This window comes from Pelomonas cellulosilytica (assembly GCF_021353265.1).
GTDB lineage: Bacteria > Pseudomonadota > Gammaproteobacteria > Burkholderiales > Burkholderiaceae_C > Pelomonas > Pelomonas cellulosilytica.
Genome location: NZ_JAJTWU010000007.1, coordinates 415,864 through 430,664, shown reverse-complemented (window position 1 = coordinate 430,664; position 14,801 = coordinate 415,864). Strand labels below are relative to the sequence as shown.

The 14,801-nt window shown below is 71.0% G+C and carries 14 protein-coding genes; 8 read left to right on the top strand and 6 right to left on the bottom strand.

What is annotated here, in order from left to right; all coding sequences use genetic code 11:
- From LXT13_RS19230 to LXT13_RS19220, 3 genes are all read left to right on the top strand, one after another.
- Positions 1 to 207, top strand: a 207-nt coding sequence (locus tag LXT13_RS19230) for a glycoside hydrolase family 97 C-terminal domain-containing protein (RefSeq protein ID WP_233373569.1), incomplete at its 5' end; no start/stop codon positions are given.
- Between the two features lie 246 nt (positions 208 to 453).
- On the top strand, positions 454 to 729 hold the full coding sequence (locus LXT13_RS19225) for an amino acid kinase family protein (protein ID WP_233373568.1): 276 nt from the start codon (positions 454 to 456) through the stop codon (positions 727 to 729).
- 26 nt (positions 730 to 755) lie between these two features.
- Positions 756 to 1,358 carry an amino acid kinase family protein gene (locus LXT13_RS19220; protein WP_233373567.1) on the top strand — a complete coding sequence of 201 codons (603 nt, stop codon included), beginning with the start codon at positions 756 to 758 and terminating at the stop codon, positions 1,356 to 1,358.
- A 14-nt stretch (positions 1,359 to 1,372) separates the two neighbouring features.
- Here the strand turns inward: LXT13_RS19220 and LXT13_RS19215 are convergent, their stop codons facing one another.
- The 4 genes from LXT13_RS19215 to LXT13_RS19200 all read right to left on the bottom strand — a co-directional run bounded on the left by LXT13_RS19215 (position 1,373) and on the right by LXT13_RS19200 (position 6,624).
- Positions 1,373 to 2,701: a di-heme oxidoreductase family protein gene (locus LXT13_RS19215; RefSeq protein ID WP_233373566.1), complete on the bottom strand. Its 1,329-nt coding sequence runs from the start codon at positions 2,699 to 2,701 to the stop codon at positions 1,373 to 1,375.
- 53 nt (positions 2,702 to 2,754) lie between these two features.
- Entirely contained in the window at positions 2,755 to 4,041 is a 1,287-nt protein-coding gene (locus LXT13_RS19210) for an ABC transporter substrate-binding protein (RefSeq protein ID WP_233373565.1), read from the bottom strand.
- A 24-nt stretch (positions 4,042 to 4,065) separates the two neighbouring features.
- Positions 4,066 to 6,099 (bottom strand): TonB-dependent receptor plug domain-containing protein, encoded by a 2,034-nt coding sequence (locus LXT13_RS19205; RefSeq protein WP_233373564.1) that lies wholly within the window; start codon positions 6,097 to 6,099, stop codon positions 4,066 to 4,068.
- Between the two features lie 93 nt (positions 6,100 to 6,192).
- Complete coding sequence (locus LXT13_RS19200; RefSeq protein WP_233373563.1) at positions 6,193 to 6,624, bottom strand: TOBE domain-containing protein; 432 nt, start codon at positions 6,622 to 6,624, stop codon at positions 6,193 to 6,195.
- 85 nt (positions 6,625 to 6,709) lie between these two features.
- On the opposite strand from LXT13_RS19200, the gene LXT13_RS19195 reads away from it, so the two are divergent.
- The 4 genes from LXT13_RS19195 to modC are packed head-to-tail and all read left to right on the top strand — an operon-like array spanning position 6,710 to position 10,133.
- Entirely contained in the window at positions 6,710 to 7,555 is an 846-nt protein-coding gene (locus tag LXT13_RS19195; protein WP_233373562.1) for a TOBE domain-containing protein, read from the top strand.
- 31 nt (positions 7,556 to 7,586) lie between these two features.
- Complete coding sequence (gene modA / locus LXT13_RS19190) at positions 7,587 to 8,357, top strand: molybdate ABC transporter substrate-binding protein (RefSeq protein WP_233373561.1); 771 nt, start codon at positions 7,587 to 7,589, stop codon at positions 8,355 to 8,357.
- A gap of 4 nt (positions 8,358 to 8,361) precedes the next feature.
- The gene (gene modB, locus LXT13_RS19185) at positions 8,362 to 9,057 is read left to right on the top strand and encodes a molybdate ABC transporter permease subunit (RefSeq protein ID WP_233373560.1); all 696 of its coding nucleotides are present in this window, start codon (positions 8,362 to 8,364) and stop codon (positions 9,055 to 9,057) included.
- Positions 9,054 to 10,133, top strand: coding sequence for a molybdenum ABC transporter ATP-binding protein (gene modC / locus LXT13_RS19180; RefSeq protein WP_233373559.1), 1,080 nt, complete (start codon positions 9,054 to 9,056; stop codon positions 10,131 to 10,133). Before modB ends, modC begins: the two co-directional genes overlap by 4 nt.
- Before the next feature lie 33 nt (positions 10,134 to 10,166).
- On the opposite strand, the gene LXT13_RS19175 is transcribed toward modC, so the two are convergent.
- Positions 10,167 to 11,804 (bottom strand): glycoside hydrolase family 43 protein, encoded by a 1,638-nt coding sequence (locus LXT13_RS19175; protein WP_233373558.1) that lies wholly within the window; start codon positions 11,802 to 11,804, stop codon positions 10,167 to 10,169.
- Between the two features lie 373 nt (positions 11,805 to 12,177).
- On the opposite strand from LXT13_RS19175, the gene LXT13_RS19170 reads away from it, so the two are divergent.
- Positions 12,178 to 13,278: a LacI family DNA-binding transcriptional regulator gene (locus LXT13_RS19170; protein WP_233373557.1), complete on the top strand. Its 1,101-nt coding sequence runs from the start codon at positions 12,178 to 12,180 to the stop codon at positions 13,276 to 13,278.
- An 85-nt stretch (positions 13,279 to 13,363) separates the two neighbouring features.
- On the opposite strand, the gene LXT13_RS19165 is transcribed toward LXT13_RS19170, so the two are convergent.
- A complete protein-coding gene (locus LXT13_RS19165; protein ID WP_233373556.1) occupies positions 13,364 to 14,728 on the bottom strand; it encodes a glycoside hydrolase family 43 protein in 1,365 nt (454 codons plus the stop codon).
- Positions 14,729 to 14,801: the final 73 nt, after the last annotated feature.

The window sequence follows — 14,801 nt, the reverse complement described above, 5'->3', positions numbered from 1 at the left end:
GGCGCGATGACGGCCGAGGAGGCGCGCACGCAGCAGGTGCCGCTGGCCTTCCTGCCGCCGGGCCGGTGGCGCGCCACGATCTGGCAGGACGGCGAGGTCGTGCGCGAGGTGCGCCGCACGGAAAACGTCGTGACGAGCAAGGACCGACTTACCCTTGTTCTGGCGCCTGCCGGCGGCGCAGTGGTCGTGCTGGAACCTCGCCCCTGACGGCTGGGCTGTATCGACAGCCAGTCGACGCCGGCCGCGTGCACCGTGGTGAAGCGCGCTTCGTATCGGAGTTTTGCGACAGCGTTGTGCGCCACGGCCCGACTCGCCTGAGCCGCCGCGCAAATCGTCGATATTGATGTCACGCGGCGCGCTAGTTGCCCGCGTCGCCAGTCGGAGCCTGGCGTTCCAGATCGTCAGTAGGAGGTCTTCATGTAAGACACGACGGCGGCGCTGGAAGCGCTGCTGATGCAGCGTTCACTTACCAATGCCGAGTTGCTGGCCCAGGCCGACGCGGCGGCGGATTCCCGCATCCTGCCTGATGCCGCGGTTGTCAAGATCGGCGGCCAGAGCATCATCGACCGTGGGCGCGCGGCGGTGTACCCGTTGCTCGACAAAATCCTCGCCGCGCGCAAGCTGCAGCCGCTGCTGATCGGCACCGGCGCTGGCACGCGGGCGCGGCACCTGTACTCCATCGCGGCCGGGCTCGGGCTGCCCGCCAGACGCTGCTGGACGGCACGCTGACCCGCCCCGTCGCCGGCCACAAGCCGGTGCGTCTGCTGCCTTGGCTGCATGTCGTCAAGATCGGCGGCCGCGCCATCATGGACCGCGGCGCCGAAGCCATCCTGCCGCTGGTGGGCAAGCTGCGCCGCCTGCTGCCGGAGTTCCGGCTGCTCATCCTCACCGGCGCCGGCAGCCGCGCGCGGCACCTGTACGGCGTGGGGCTGGACCTGGGCCTGCCGGTGGCCTCGCTGTCGCCGTTGGCGGCCAGCGAGGCCGGGCAGAACGGCCACATCCTCGCCACGCTGCTGGCGGCCGACGGCGTCTCGTACATCGAGCACCCGACCATCGCCAACCAGCTCGCCATTCACCTGCAGGCCACGCGCGCAGTCGTGGGCAGCGCCTTCCCGCCCTACCACCATCACGAGTTCCCGGGCTCGCGCATTCCGGTACATCGCGCAGACGTGGGAGCCTTCCTCGTGGCCGATGCGCTCGGCGCGGCGGGGATGACGATCGTGGAGGACGTGGATGGCGTCTACACCGCCGACCCGCACGGCCGTGACGCCGCGCAGGCGCAACTGATCCGCGAGACAAGTGCGGCAGACCTGGCTCAGCACGCCGGCACGCTGATCCGCACCGGCGCGCGGGGCTGACGCCCTTCGGCGCCTCAGCGGCTGGCGACGAAGGCCAGCAGTGCGCCCTGCTCCGCGTCGCTGAGCCGCTCGAAGCGCAGCCGCGCGGCGCGGGCCTCGCCGTCGTGCCACAGCACGGCCTCACGCAGGCCGCGGGCGCGGCCGTCGTGCAGGTAGTCGCCGTGCTCGTTCACTACCGGCACCAGACCCAGCCCCCACAGCGGCGCAGTGCGCCACTGCCTGCCGCTGGCCCGGTAGTCGGGCCTGCCATCGGCCAGGCCAGCGCCGAGGTCGTGCAGCAGCAGGTCGGTGTAGGGCATCACCGGCGGGCGTCCCGCGGGCTGCGGCAGCGTCGGTTGGTGGCAGGCCGTGCAGCGCGCGGCGGCGAACAGCATCCGGCCCCGTTCGATCCGCGGCTCGCCGTCGCCGCGCGGTGCCGGAACGGCCAGTCCGCTCATGTAGGCCACCAGGTCGCGCGCGGCGGCATCGTCGAGCTCGGGGCTGTCACCTGTGGCCGCCGCCGTACGGCAGGCCGGCTGCGCCGGGCCGCAGCCGGCCTCGGGCAAGGTGCGGCTCGTCAGGCCCAGGTCGCCCGCGGCGGCCTGCACGACCTGGGCCGTCAGGTCGGCCGTGTTGGCCTTCCAGCCGAAGCGGCCAGCCTCCATGCGCCCGGTCACAGGGTTCCACACGCGGTTCAGCACGCCGCGCACGCCATCGGGCCGCGGCGTGGCCGCCAGCGCCTGCAGTGCGGCCTCCGGCACGTCGGCCAGCAGGCCCAGCCCGTAGACGGCCGGGCCGACGCGGGCCGACAGCTGCACGCGTCTGCCGTCGGCCGCCAGCGGGCCGTAGCCCAGCTCGGTGAAGCTGAGCGCTGGTCGGCGCAGCCACTCGATGCGGCCGTCGACCAGCCGGTGCGCCACCGCTTGCCAGCGGATCTGCACGCGGCCTTCGCCGGGCACGCCGATGACGCCCTCCTCGTTGAACTGGTCACCATAGACTGGATGCGGGCGCTGGCCGCCGTGCGGTCCGGTGCCGGGCACCGACAGTCGCACTAGCAGGGACTGCACGCGGGCGTCGGGGCCATCCGGCGCGCGGCCGCGGCCATTGGCGGGGTGGCAGGCCACACACGACAGCCGGTTGTAGAGCGGACCGAGGCCCCGGCCGTCGCCGGCGCTGCGCGAGCCGTCCAGCCAGGCGCGGCGGAACAGGTTGCGGCCGCGCAGGAACGGCTCGTCGGCCCGGCCGGGCAGCGGGTGGCTGAAAGCCTCGGGCGATGCGTCGGCCACGACCCAGGGCGGCTCGCCCGGTGCGGCCTCGGGCACCGTCCAGCCCAGCATGGCACCGGTCATCAACAGTGCGGTCACGCGCGTGCATCGGTGGATAGGCCGGCGGGCGGACCGGTGGACGATGGCGGGTTTCATGCCAGCAGCGCCAGCGCTTGCTGGCGGCGTCGCGTCGCGCCGTCGCGCCAGCCGCGTTCGGCGTCCGATGGCGCGGCCTGTGTGCTGCCTTCCAGCCGGCCGAGCCTGGCCAGCAACGCGGTGTCCTGCGCCAGTGCCTCTGCGCCGGGTGCAGCCTCCAGCAGCGCGCGCGCCTCGGCGGCGCGCGGGTGGCCGCCCACATCGGCCGCATGCAGGCGCCGCCAGGCCTCGGCATGCTCCGCCGCATCGGCCACGAAGGCCTGCTCGAACAGCGCGCTGATGAGCCCCAGCCGTGCCTGGCCGCGGGCGTTGTCGTAGTCATAACCGCCGGCCCGCGCGGCCTCGAAGATGTTGAAGCTTCCCTCCGGCAGCCGTGCATAGGCCGAGGGTCGCACCGGCAGCTTGCGGATGCGGGGGTGGCCCAGCAACGCCTGGCCGTCTTCTGACAGCATGAAGCGCACGAAGGCCTGCGCGCCTTCGGGGTGCGGGGCGTCCCGCGTTATGGCGATGTGCGCCGGGTTGATGCCGCCGTGCGCCGGGTAGCCGAAGGCCAGCGGGGCCCCGCTGGCCACGGCCGCCGCGGCGAAGAAGTCGATCGTCAGCCCCGCTGCGCGGCGGCCCGAGGCCACTTCGTCGGTGACGAACGTGCTGCCGGCGCCGACGAGCGCCGCGTTGCCGGCGATGGCGCTCCACAGCGCCCAGCCGCGCTCCCAGCCGAAGGCCTGCAGCACGATGTCGACCATCGGTGGCGCGAAGCCCACGCGCGACGGGGCGGGAAGCACGACCTGGCCGTGCCACGCGGCGAGAGCGAGGTCCGGCCAGTCCGCCGGCTGCGCGAGGCCCAGCGCCGCGAGCCGCGCCGGGTTGAGCGCCCAGCCATAGCCCGCCACTTCGGTGGCGAGGTAGTGGCCGTCGGTATCGCTGATCTCCGTGCCGCCGATGCGCGTGGGCAGGCCGCTGCGCTCGATGCCGTCCATCCGGCGCAGCGCTCCGCCAAGCTTGAGCGCCGCATAGGTGCGTGGCGACGCAGACCAGTAAACATCCACGCCGTTGTGCCCCGGCGCCTGCAGATAGGGCAGCGCGTCGTGCGGCATGCGCCAGACGAGCTGTAGCCGGTAGCCCGGCTCGGCCTTCTCGAAGGCGGCTTCGAAGCGGGACGTGACCTCCTCAGGGTACGCGGTCAGCACGACGACGGGCGTGCGCGTGGCGGCCTGGGGCCGAGTGGCGCCCAGCGCGCTGAATAGCGCCAGCATGGCGCGACGATTGATCGTGATGGCAGTCATGGCGGCTCCTGTGACGGTGCGGTGTCAACGTAGCTTCAAGTGCGCCTGCAGCAGCCACTGCCGGCCCGGTTCGGGGTAGCCATCGGCGTAGGCGTAGAGCCGGTCGTTGAGGTTGTGCACGCCGGCTTCTAGCGACAGCTGCGGGTTGGCCTGCCATTGCGCTTTCAGGTCGGCCAAGCCAAAGCCGGCGGCGCGCTGCAGGCTGTCGCTGGAGCTCCAGCGCATCGACGCTGCCTTGGCGCTCGCATGCAGCGTCACTGCGGGCAGCACTCGCCACGCGACGTGGGCAAGCAGTTGCTGCCGCGGCGTGTCGGTCAGCCTGACCGTTGGTGCGCTGAGGTTGCGCCGGTCCAGCCACTGGTAGTGCCCGTCCAGCCGCCAGGCGCCGGCCTTCCAGTCCCAGCCCAGCTCCGCGCCGCGAGCGCGTGCGCGGCCGATGTTCTGCGCTTGTACGCAGGCATTGGCGCCGCAGGCGGTGGCGATGGTGACGGACTGGATCAGGTCGTCGATGTGGCTGGCGAACACCGCGGCGTCGAACTGCAGCCCGGCCCACGGCGTGATGGTGGCGGCCAGCTCCGCATGTGTCGCCCGCTCGGGCTTCAGCGCGGCATTGGGCAGCGCGGTGCCCAGGCGGTAGGAGTAGCGGTCCTTGATCGTCGGGAAGCGGCTCTTGCGCGCCAGCGACGCGCGCCATTGCCACGCCTCGCTGGGCCGTGCGAGGAGCGCGAGCTGGCCGTTGGTGGTGCCGCCGTCGCCGTGGGCGAACTCGCTGACGGCCTTGGTGCTGCTGTTGTAGTCCTGCGCCTGGCTGGTGCGGCGCGTGTCATGGCCGAGGCCGGCCACCAGCGTGAAGTGCTCGCCGAGCTGCTGGCTGTCTTCCAGCGCGAGCGACTGCGTCGTGTCGTCGAAATGCCGGACGGGCTCGCCGGCGTTGTGCTCGCGGTGGATGTCTCGCTTCCAGTGCGCCGCCATGCCCAGCGTGTTGCCAGGCGCTGCGGCCACGTCCAACTGCGCGCTGGCGCCGTTGCTGAAGTCGTCGTACCAGCTCTGGAAGGAGCTGGGCTTTTTCTGCGTCGTGTAGGTCGCGTCGTCGTAGGTGAACAGGCTGTTGCGGAAGGTGTCGCGGAAGACGCGCAGCGTCAGCGTGTGCGCGCCCAGCGCCGTGCGACTGAGCAGGTAGAGGCTCTGCTTGTCCCAGTACGGCCAGCGCCAGTAGCGAGGGGTGACGCCGGCGACATTGCCGGCATAGGGTGGCGTGCCCTTGGTGCCGTGCTGGTCGATGACGTTGAGGCTGACTTCGTCGCGCGCATCGCCGCCCTGCGGCAGCCAGCCGAGCTTGAGCGCGTACTTGCGGTCGCGCGCCCAGCTGTTCTCGCGAGCGCCGCCATCCTCGGCCTTGGTGGCTGTGAAGCCTGCCGGCAGGTCGAAGGCGCTCTGGCCATAGCCTGACACACTAGCCTGTGCGTAGAAGCGCTCCTGCCTCAGCCCGAGGTTGGCGTAGGCCCAGTGCGACTGCAGCTGCAGCTGGCGGCCAGCTTCCAGGCCGCTGCCGCCCTCCAGCTCCAGCGGCCGCGTGGGCCGGCGACCGACGAGGTTGATCGCGCCGCCCAGCGTGTTCGCGCCGTACAGCATCGAGCTCAGGCCCTTGTCCACCTGCACGGCGGCCAGGTCGAAGGTCGTGAAGCGGCCCAGGTCCACATAGCCGTCGTACGGCACGTAGATCGGCACGCCGTCGACGAACACCGGTACCTGGCGCAGGTCGAAGCCGCGCACATACGCCATCTGCTCGTTGCGCGCCCCCACCTTGCTTTGCACTACGCCGGGCACCAGCTCCAGCGCAGCGCCGGTGGTCAGCGCGTCGGCCTCGCGCAGCTGGGTGGCGGTCGCCGTGTCGGCACTGCGCGGCTGCGTGCCGGTGATGGTGACGGTGCCAATGCGCTCAGGCGCGTCGGCCCCCTGCGCCTGCGCGAGGGAGGCTGCCAGCAGTGCGGCGGCGCAGCCGGCAGCGCTGGCCGGGAACGGGAGGCGGGACGGGGTGTTCGCAATAGGCAATGGCATGGGGACGGCCTTGTTGGGTTTGTCGGTTATGTATGTAGATATATAACGATGGACAATCCAGCAACAGGCATGCCAGCGCATGCCATTCCCTGTTCAGCCTGCGAGCATGACCTGACTGGGCTGGATCAGCACCTGAGCGGCGGCACCCACTGCCAGGCCGAGGACAGCCACGGCCTCGACGCTGACGACGGCCAGCACGACGGTGCCACCGGCCAGCGCAACGGCGACCTCGGCGCGCAGTGGTCCGGTGTGCAGCGCCGTCACCGTGCCGGGTAGCTGGTTGCGGGCCAGCGGCCCGCCACCCCCTGTGGCGAGCACGACGGACGGTGCATGCACCAGCGCGCGCACGGCGGCGCCTTCGGCAAGGCCCAGCGCACGCACCGCGTCGCGCGTGACGACGGTCACCAACGGCTCGCCACCGGGCAGCGCCAGCGTCAGCTCGCAATTGATGGGGCCGTCGGCCAGCTGCCGGACGGTGCAGTCCAGCGCGTTGACGGCGGAGGCTCCAGGGTGCTGAGGGGGCATGGCACGGAACTTGGTTGTATCGTTCAGGATATGACGCTTGTCGACTTCACGACAAAGCCTTCAGGATTCCACCACGCCGCCCCGCATGCCCGCCACGTCCAGACCCCGCCTCGCCAAGTCGGCGCCATCACGCTTCACCGGCCGCATCGAGGTGGCCACCGATGTTGGTGCCTTCCTGGGTGACACGCGCGTGCGGCTGCTGGAGGCCATCGACAGTTGCGGCTCGATCTCGCAGGCGGCCAAGCGGGTGCCGCTGTCGTACAAGGCCGCGTGGGACGCGGTGGACGCGATGAACAACCTGGCCGACCAGCCGTTGGTGGAACGCAGTACTGGCGGCAAGGCCGGCGGCGGCACGCGGCTGACGGACCATGGCCGCCGCGTCATCGCGATGTTCCGTGCCGTGGAGGCCGAGCACCAGGCTGCGCTGGACCGGCTGTCGCAGCGCTTCGCGGACATGCCCGGCGGCGATGCGACCTCGTTCCAGCGGCTGCTGCGCCGGATGTCGGTGCGCACCAGTGCACGCAACCAATTCGTCGGCACCGTCAGCGGGCTGCGCGAAGGCCGCGTGGACTATGAGGTGCGCGTGCGGCTGGACGACGCGCTGGAGCTGGTGGCCGTCGTCACGCGCGAGTCGGCCGAGACGCTGGGCCTAGCGATCGGCAGCGAGGTCGTCGCGCTCGTCAAGGCGTCGTCGCTGCTGCTCGTCACCGACCCGGCGCTGCGTTTGAGCGCCCGCAATCAGCTGTGGGGCACGGTGTCGCGCATCGTCGACGGGCCGGTCAATGCCGAGGTGACGGTGGACCTGAGTGGCGGCCGCAGCGCCGTGGCCGTGCTGACGCGTGAATCCGTGCCCGCGCTGGGCCTGGCCGAGGGCGTGCGCGCCTGCGCCGCGTTCAAGGTCTCCAGCGTCATCCTGGCCGTCATCGATTGAATCCTGTTTGACCCACCCGAGGACGTACCGCATGTTCAAGCTGACCTTTTCTTTCCCCCGTGCGGCATGCGCCGCTGCGCTGGCCGCCCTGGCCGTGCTGCCGGCCCATGCCGACGAGGTGCTGGTGGCCGTGGCCGCCAACTTTGCCGGGCCGCTGCAGAAGATCAGCGAGGGATTCACCGCCGTGACCGGCCACACGGTCAAGGCGTCGGCCGGCGCGACGGGCAAGTTCTACACGCAGATCGTGGCCGGCGGCGCGCCGTTCGAGGTGCTGATCGCGGCCGACGACGAGACGCCGAAGAAGCTCGTTGCCGAGGGCCACGCGGTGAGCAGCAGCAACTTCACGTATGCCATCGGCCAGCTCGTGCTGTGGAGCGCGACGCCGGGCCTCGTGGATGACCAGGGCGCGGTGCTCGCCGCGGGCAGGTTCACCAAGCTGGCCATCGCCAATCCGAAGATCGCACCCTATGGCGCCGCCGGCGTCGAGACGATCAAGGCCAGGGGGCTGACCGACGCCATCGCGCCCAAGCTGGTGACGGCGGACTCCATCGCCCAGGCCTACCAGTTCGTCGCCTCGGGCAATGCCGAACTGGGTTTCGTCGCGCTGAGCCAGGTGGCCGTGCCGGGCAAGCCGGTGACGGGCTCGCTGTGGAAGGTGCCGCAGTCGCTGTACGGCGAGATCCGCCAGGACGCCGTGCTGCTGAAAGCCGGCGAGAAGAGCGCCGCCGCCAAAGCCTTGCTCGACTATCTGAAGAGCGCGCCGGCCAAGGCCGTCATCGCCGCCTACGGCTACAAGGAGTGAGCGCTTGAGCGCCGACGACTGGATCGCCGTCCGCCTCACCGCCGAGTTGGCATCGCTGGCGACGCTGTTGCTGATGCTCGTTGGCACGCCGCTGGCGTGGTGGCTGGCGCGCACCCGTTCGGCCGCCAAGCCGCTCGTGGCTTCCATCGTCGCGCTGCCACTGGTGCTGCCACCGTCGGTGCTGGGCTTCTATCTGCTTGTCACGATGGGGCCGCACGGGCCGGTCGGCCAGTTCACGACCTGGCTGGGCCTCGGTCGGCTGCCTTTCACGTTCCCGGGGCTGGTCGTGGCCTCGGTGCTGTACTCGCTGCCCTTCGTCGTGCAGCCGCTGCAGCAGGCCTTCGAGGCGGTGCCGGCCCGCGCGCTGGAGGCCGCGGCCACGCTGCGCGCCGGGCCGTGGGACCGCTTCGTGACGATAGCGCTGCCGCTGGCTCGGCCCGGCTTCGTCACGGCGGGCGTGCTGGGTTTTGCGCACACGGTGGGCGAGTTCGGCGTAGTCCTGATGATCGGCGGCAACATCCCGGGCCAGACGCGCGTGCTGTCGGTGGCGCTCTACGAGCATGTCGAGGCGACCGACTTCGCCGCCGCGCATCGGCTGGCGGCCGGCATGGTGGCTTTCGCGCTGCTGGTGCTGCTGACGCTGCACATCGCCAACCGGCGCCGCGCCGCGCAGGTGGACGGCGTGGAGGCGGGCACGTGATCGAGCTGCGGCTGGCGCTGCCGCGGCGCGGCTTTCACCTGTCGGTCGATCTGGCGCTGCCCGGCCAGGGCGTCAGCGTGCTGTTCGGACCGTCGGGCTGCGGCAAGACGACCGTGCTGCGCGCGCTGGCCGGTCTGGAGCGCGCGGCGGGCCGCATCGTCGTTGACGGGCAGGTCTGGCAGGACGACGGCGCCCGTGTCTTCCTGCCCACGCACCGCCGGCCGCTGGGTTATGTCATCCAGGAGGCCGCGTTATTCCCGCACCTGGACGTGGCAGCCAACCTGGCCTATGGGCGGCGTCGCGCCGGCGCGGATGCCGCACGCATCGCACCGGAGGCCGTCATCGAGTTGCTGGGCATCGGTGCGCTGATGCAGCGACGGCCGGCGACGCTATCCGGCGGCGAGCGCCAGCGCGTGGCCATCGCGCGCGCACTGGCCACCGGCCCACGCCTGCTGCTGATGGACGAGCCGCTGGCCGCGCTGGACCCGGCGCGTAAGGCAGAGATCCTGCCCTACCTGGAGCGGCTGCACCGCGAGCTGGCACTGCCGGTGGTGCTCGTCACGCATGCGCTGGAGGAGGCCGCGCGGCTGGCTGACCATCTCGTGCTGATGGCCGAGGGCCGCGTGCAGGCCGCCGGCCCGCTGCTGGAGCTGCTGGCGCGCACTGACCTACCGCTGTCCCGGCATGACGAAGCCGGCGTCGTCGTCGAGGCGGCCGTCGCGGCGCACGACCAGGCCTACGGTCTCACGCGCATCGGCTTTGCCGGCAGCGGTCTGTGGCTCGGTGCCGCCGCCGTGCCGGTGGGCGGGCGCGTGCGGGCGCGCGTGCTGGCGCGTGACGTCAGCGTGGCCCGCCACGCGCCGCAGCAGAGCAGCCTGTTGAACGCGCTGCCCGTCGTGCTGGACAGCCTGCAGATCGAGGCGAGCACCGCGCTGCTGCGTCTGCGCGTCATGCCGGGCGATGCCGGCCCGGCCGTGCACCTGCTGGCCCGCATCACGCGCCGCAGCCTCGATGCGCTCGTACTTCAGCCGGGCGAGGCGCTGTTCGCGCAGGTCAAGGGCGCGGCGCTGATGTAGCCGCCGCGCCGTGGTGCCGGCTGGGCCGCCCGGTCAGTCGCCCAGCGCCTCGAAGTCCACCCAGCCGAAGTCGGCCGTGGCGGGCTTGTCCGTCGCGCTGAACGCGTAGAGGCCCATGTAGACGCCGGTGAAGCCGCTCGAAGTCTCGGTAGACAGCTGGTAGGTCGGGATGCTGCACAGCGTCTGCCAGCCCGTGGTGGCGCCCGTGGCCTTCCACGACAGCGTGTACTGGGCCGGCGTGGCCAGCACCTGCAGCTGCAGCGCGGCCGCCGGCACGGCGGCGCTGGCCAGCACGCGCGGCTGGCCGGCCAGCTGCTGCAGGCACTCGACGCGCCGCTCCGATCCGCCGGTCACGCGCAGCAGTGCGTGGTGCGACTCGTTCATGCGTAGCGCCACGCCGGCGGCGTCGCCGTCGGCCGTGGGGTGGAAGTCCACCTCGGTCGCGAAGCGCTGGTTCAGCCGCTCCTGGCGCCGGCCGACGAAGGCCGGCGTGCCGATGACGTCCAGCCCGGTGCGTGCGCCGATCAGGCGCAGTTGGCCGGGCCGCTCGGTCAGAGACCAGCGGTCCTTGGCCAGCGTGCGCAGGAAGGCCCAGTGTGGCGAAAGCTTGCGGTCGGCTGCGAAGGTCTCGCGCACCGGCGGCTCGGGCCACGGTGCCCAGCCCGGCAGGCCGCGCGTGGGCTGGGGCTCGGCCAGCGTGCCGTTCTGGCCGAACTCTGGCCAGCCGTCCTCGCGCCAGTGCACCGGCGCCAGCAGCGTCTCGCGGCCGATGTGGTGGTGCCGGCCGCCGGCCACGGCCTGCGGGCGGATCGCCAGCAGCGTGGCCCACCACTCGCCCTGCGGCGTCGTGACGAGGTCGGCATGGCCCAGCGCCTGCAAGCGATGGTCAGGCAGGTCGCGGTGCGTCAGCACCGGGTTGTTCGGATGCGGCTCGAACGGGCCCCAGGGCGAGCGCGAACGGGCCATCGTGATGCGGTGGTCATACGATGTGCCGCCCTCGGCAATCATCAGGTAGTACCAGCCGTTACGCTTGTAGAGGTGCGGTCCCTCGGGCCAGATGCCGCCCATGCCGCTCCAGACGAGGCGAGGCTCCTCCAGCAGCTTGCCCGCCTTCAGGTCCACCCGCGCCTGATAGACGCCGCCGTTGCGGCCGCCGCCGTGGCGCGTGTAGTAAACGGTGCCGTCATCGTCGAAGAAGAACGACGGGTCCATGCCGAAGACGTTTTCCGGCAGGCGCACCGGGTCGGACCATTCGCCCGCCGGGTCGGTGGCGGTGATGAAGAAGTTGCCGATGCCATCGACGTCGGTCGTGACGATGTAGAAGCGTCCGCCTTCGCAGCGTATCGTCGGCGCGAAGATCGCTTTGGAGCTCTTGCGGCCAGTGAAGTTGATTTGCGTGTCGCGCGACAGCGCATTGCCGATGAGGCGCCAGTGCACGAGGTCGCGGCTGTGATAAATCGGCAGCCCCGGCAGGTACTCGAAGGTGCTGGTGACGAGATAGAAGTCGCTACCGACACGGCACACGCTCGGGTCCGACGCGAAGCCGCTGACGACCGGGTTGCTGAACGTGGCCGGCATGGCCTGCGCCCGGACCGGGGCCGGCGGGCGCACCGACGTGGTGTCAGGGGCAGTCGCCTGCGCCGCGACATGCAGGCAGGGCAGGGCGGTCACCAGGGCAGCGGCAAGCCGTCGTGCGCGTGGGGCAATGGTTTTCAAGCAGGTCTCCGTCTCTTTGTTGCGTTATTGATGATAGCGATATCAATTGCGCGGGCCGCTGCGGGCGTGTGTGGATCCGCGCCCGCGCACCGCATCACCACGAGGCTATTTTTCCCCGTAGGACATGGCACGAATGAGGGTGAATGGGGTGGCGGCCGGCAGCCGATGCGGGTTCAATGAGCGCCTGGCCCGCGCGATGCTAGCAACGGCGGCTTGTTAGCCCAATCATGAATTCGCCCGAAGCCATGTCGCCGCCGGTATCGGTGGCCTCAATCCGTCCCGCGCCTCCCTGCCGAGGTAAACGCTGTCGTTAATATCGTTCAACATGGTGGATCACTTCAAAGCGAGGCAGGCGGCGCCCGACAAGCCGCCGACGCTGGCCGACGTGGCGCGTCTGGCCGGCGTGTCGGCGATGACGGTGTCCCGGGTCGTCAACGGCGAGTCCGCGGTGAAGGCGGCCACGCGCGAGCGTGTGCTGGCTGCCATCGCCGAGCTGAGGTATCTGCCCCAGCATGGCGCGCGCCGCATCATGGAACTGGAGCCCATCCGCATCGGCGTGCTCTACAGCAACCCCAGCGCGGGCTACCTGAGCGAGTTCCTCATCGGCCTCATCAACGAGGCCAGCGCCAATGGCGCGCAGCTGCTCGTGGAATGGGTGGACCAGCAGCGCGGCGTGACGAGCGCGGATGCCTTCCTGATGGGCGGGCTGGATGCAGTCGTCGTGGCGCCGCCGCTGAGCGACCATGCGCCGCTGGTCGACACCGTGCTAGCCAAGGGCCTGGCGGTCATGCTGGTGGCGCCGGGGCGCATGGATGAGCGGGTCAATGCCGTCGGCGTGGACCACCACGGCGCGGCGATGCGAATGACCGAGCACCTCATCGCGCTCGGGCACGAGCGCATCGGCTTCATCACCGGCAGTGCAACGCACAGCGCCACGGAGTCGCGCCTGGCCGGCTTCCGGGAGGCGATGCGCAACGCCGGGCTCGCGGCACCGGACGAGCTCGTCGTGCCGGGCCTGTTTACGTACAACTCGGGCCTGATGGCCGCCGAGACGCTGCTGCACCGCGCGCAGCGGCCGACGGCAATCTTCGCCAGCAATGACGACATGGCCGCGGCGACGATCTCCATGGCCCATCAGTTGGGCATCGACGTGCCGGCGGACCTGACCGTCGTCGGCTGCGACGACACGCCGATCGCGACCAGCAGCCGGCCCGAGCTGACGACGATCCGCCAGCCCATCCGGGCGATGGCGGCGAGCTCGATCAGCATGCTGGTAGAGCAGGTCAAGGCGCGCCGTGCGGGCGCGCCGTTCCAGCCGCGTGGCGTGCAGATGGGCTGCGAGCTGGTGCGGCGCCAGTCCGACGCGGCACCGCGCAAGCGGGCCCGTGCGTCGCTGTCCCCCCGGCCCGGCCTGGCGATGCGCGGCTGACACGGCCGGGCCGCGGTTGGGAGACGGCGACCTGGCGCCGGTGACGGGCCAGGGTTTCGACGCACCGGGCGATGGGCGTCGGCTGTCAGCGCTGGAGTTGCCAGTGGTCCAGCTCGGGCAGCGCGCCGTCGCCGCGGAACACGAGGAAGAGGTCGTGCACGCCGGTTACGCGGTCCACGCTGGTTGAGGCGGTCTTCCAGCCACTGCCGGTGGCAGCGGTCGTGAGCGTGCCGATGATGGGGCCGTCCACGCGGCCCAGGTGCAGTTCGATGCGACCGGGCTGCGCCGCCCGCAGCAGCGCGGCGACGCGCCGTGCGGGCTGATCGCCGAAGTCCACGCTGCGCAGCTGCAGGTAGCCACCCGCCTGTGTGGCGGTGACGGCGATGCGCTCGCTGTCGCGCGTCGTCTTCAGGTCGACGGACCAGGCCATGGTCTCACCCTCGACGCGGGCATACGGGTCCAGGTGCGCGACGGGCTCGGGTCCGGTACGGCTCATGTCCAGTGGCACGATGCTGCCGTCGGCGTTGAACTGCAGCTCATCCACGCAGACCGAGCGTGAGAAGCCGCCACCGCCGGGCAGGCTGCCATCGTGATAGAAGAGATAGGTTCGGCCGTGGAAATCGACAACGCCGGGGTGGTTGGTGAAGCTGCCGCCCTGCGTCTTCATGACGACGCCGCCGTAGGTCCAGGGACCCGTCGGGCTCGGACCGGTGGCGTAGGCGAGGTGCTCCGGTATGGGTCCGGCAGCGTAGAAGAGGTAGTAGCGCGAGCCGCGCTTGTAGATCCACGGCGCCTCTTCGTAGGCGGTGGCGCGGTCGGGCTTGGCGCGCGCGCCGAAGGCCTCGACCGTCATCGGATGGCGCATGACGCCACTATCGCCCACCGTCGTGTCGAACGACAGCATGTCGCGGTTGAGCCTGACCCATTTGTAGGTCGGATTGCCCCAGACGAGGTAGGCCTGGCCGTCGTTGTCGAGGAAGGCGGCGGGGTCGATGTCGCCCTGCCTATCGAACACGAGCGGCTTGCCGAGTGCGTCCTTGAAGGGACCCAGCGGCGTGGGACCTACGGCCACGCCGATGGCCATGCCGCCGCTGGCCTGCTCGACCGGCACGTACCAGAAGAACTGGCCGTCGCGCTCGATCGTGTGGCCGGCCCAGGCGTGCTTCTTCGCCCAGCGGAAGTCCTGCAGCGACAGACGTGCGCCGTGGTCCGTCCAGTTGACCATGTCGGTGGACGACAGCACATGCCAGTCGCGCATGTCGAAGAACTTGCGGTCGCCTTCGTCGTGACCGACGTAGACATAGACGCGACCACCATGCACGAGGGGCGCCGGGTCGGCCGTGTAGATCGTCTGGACGATGGGGTTTGCGGCCATGGCAGGTGCGAGCGGCAGCAGCGCGGAGGCGGCGAACGTGATGCGGGCAGCCCAGCGGACGGCGATGCGTGTCATGTCGAGGGGAGAGATGGGCGCCGCAGGCCGCGGCGCCGGGAATGAAAAAGGGCCGGCGCGAGCCGGCCCTGCT

Coding starts and splice junctions, on each gene's coding strand:
- LXT13_RS19210 (WP_233373565.1), bottom strand. CDS start 4,041: ATGACTGCCATCACGATCAATCGTCGCGCCATGCTGGCGCTATTCAGC.
- LXT13_RS19205 (WP_233373564.1), bottom strand. CDS start 6,099: ATGCCATTGCCTATTGCGAACACCCCGTCCCGCCTCCCGTTCCCGGCC.
- LXT13_RS19195 (WP_233373562.1), top strand. CDS start 6,710: ATGCCCGCCACGTCCAGACCCCGCCTCGCCAAGTCGGCGCCATCACGC.
- modA (WP_233373561.1), top strand. CDS start 7,587: ATGTTCAAGCTGACCTTTTCTTTCCCCCGTGCGGCATGCGCCGCTGCG.
- LXT13_RS19225 (WP_233373568.1), top strand. CDS start 454: ATGCAGCGTTCACTTACCAATGCCGAGTTGCTGGCCCAGGCCGACGCG.
- LXT13_RS19165 (WP_233373556.1), bottom strand. CDS start 14,728: ATGACACGCATCGCCGTCCGCTGGGCTGCCCGCATCACGTTCGCCGCC.
- LXT13_RS19200 (WP_233373563.1), bottom strand. CDS start 6,624: ATGCCCCCTCAGCACCCTGGAGCCTCCGCCGTCAACGCGCTGGACTGC.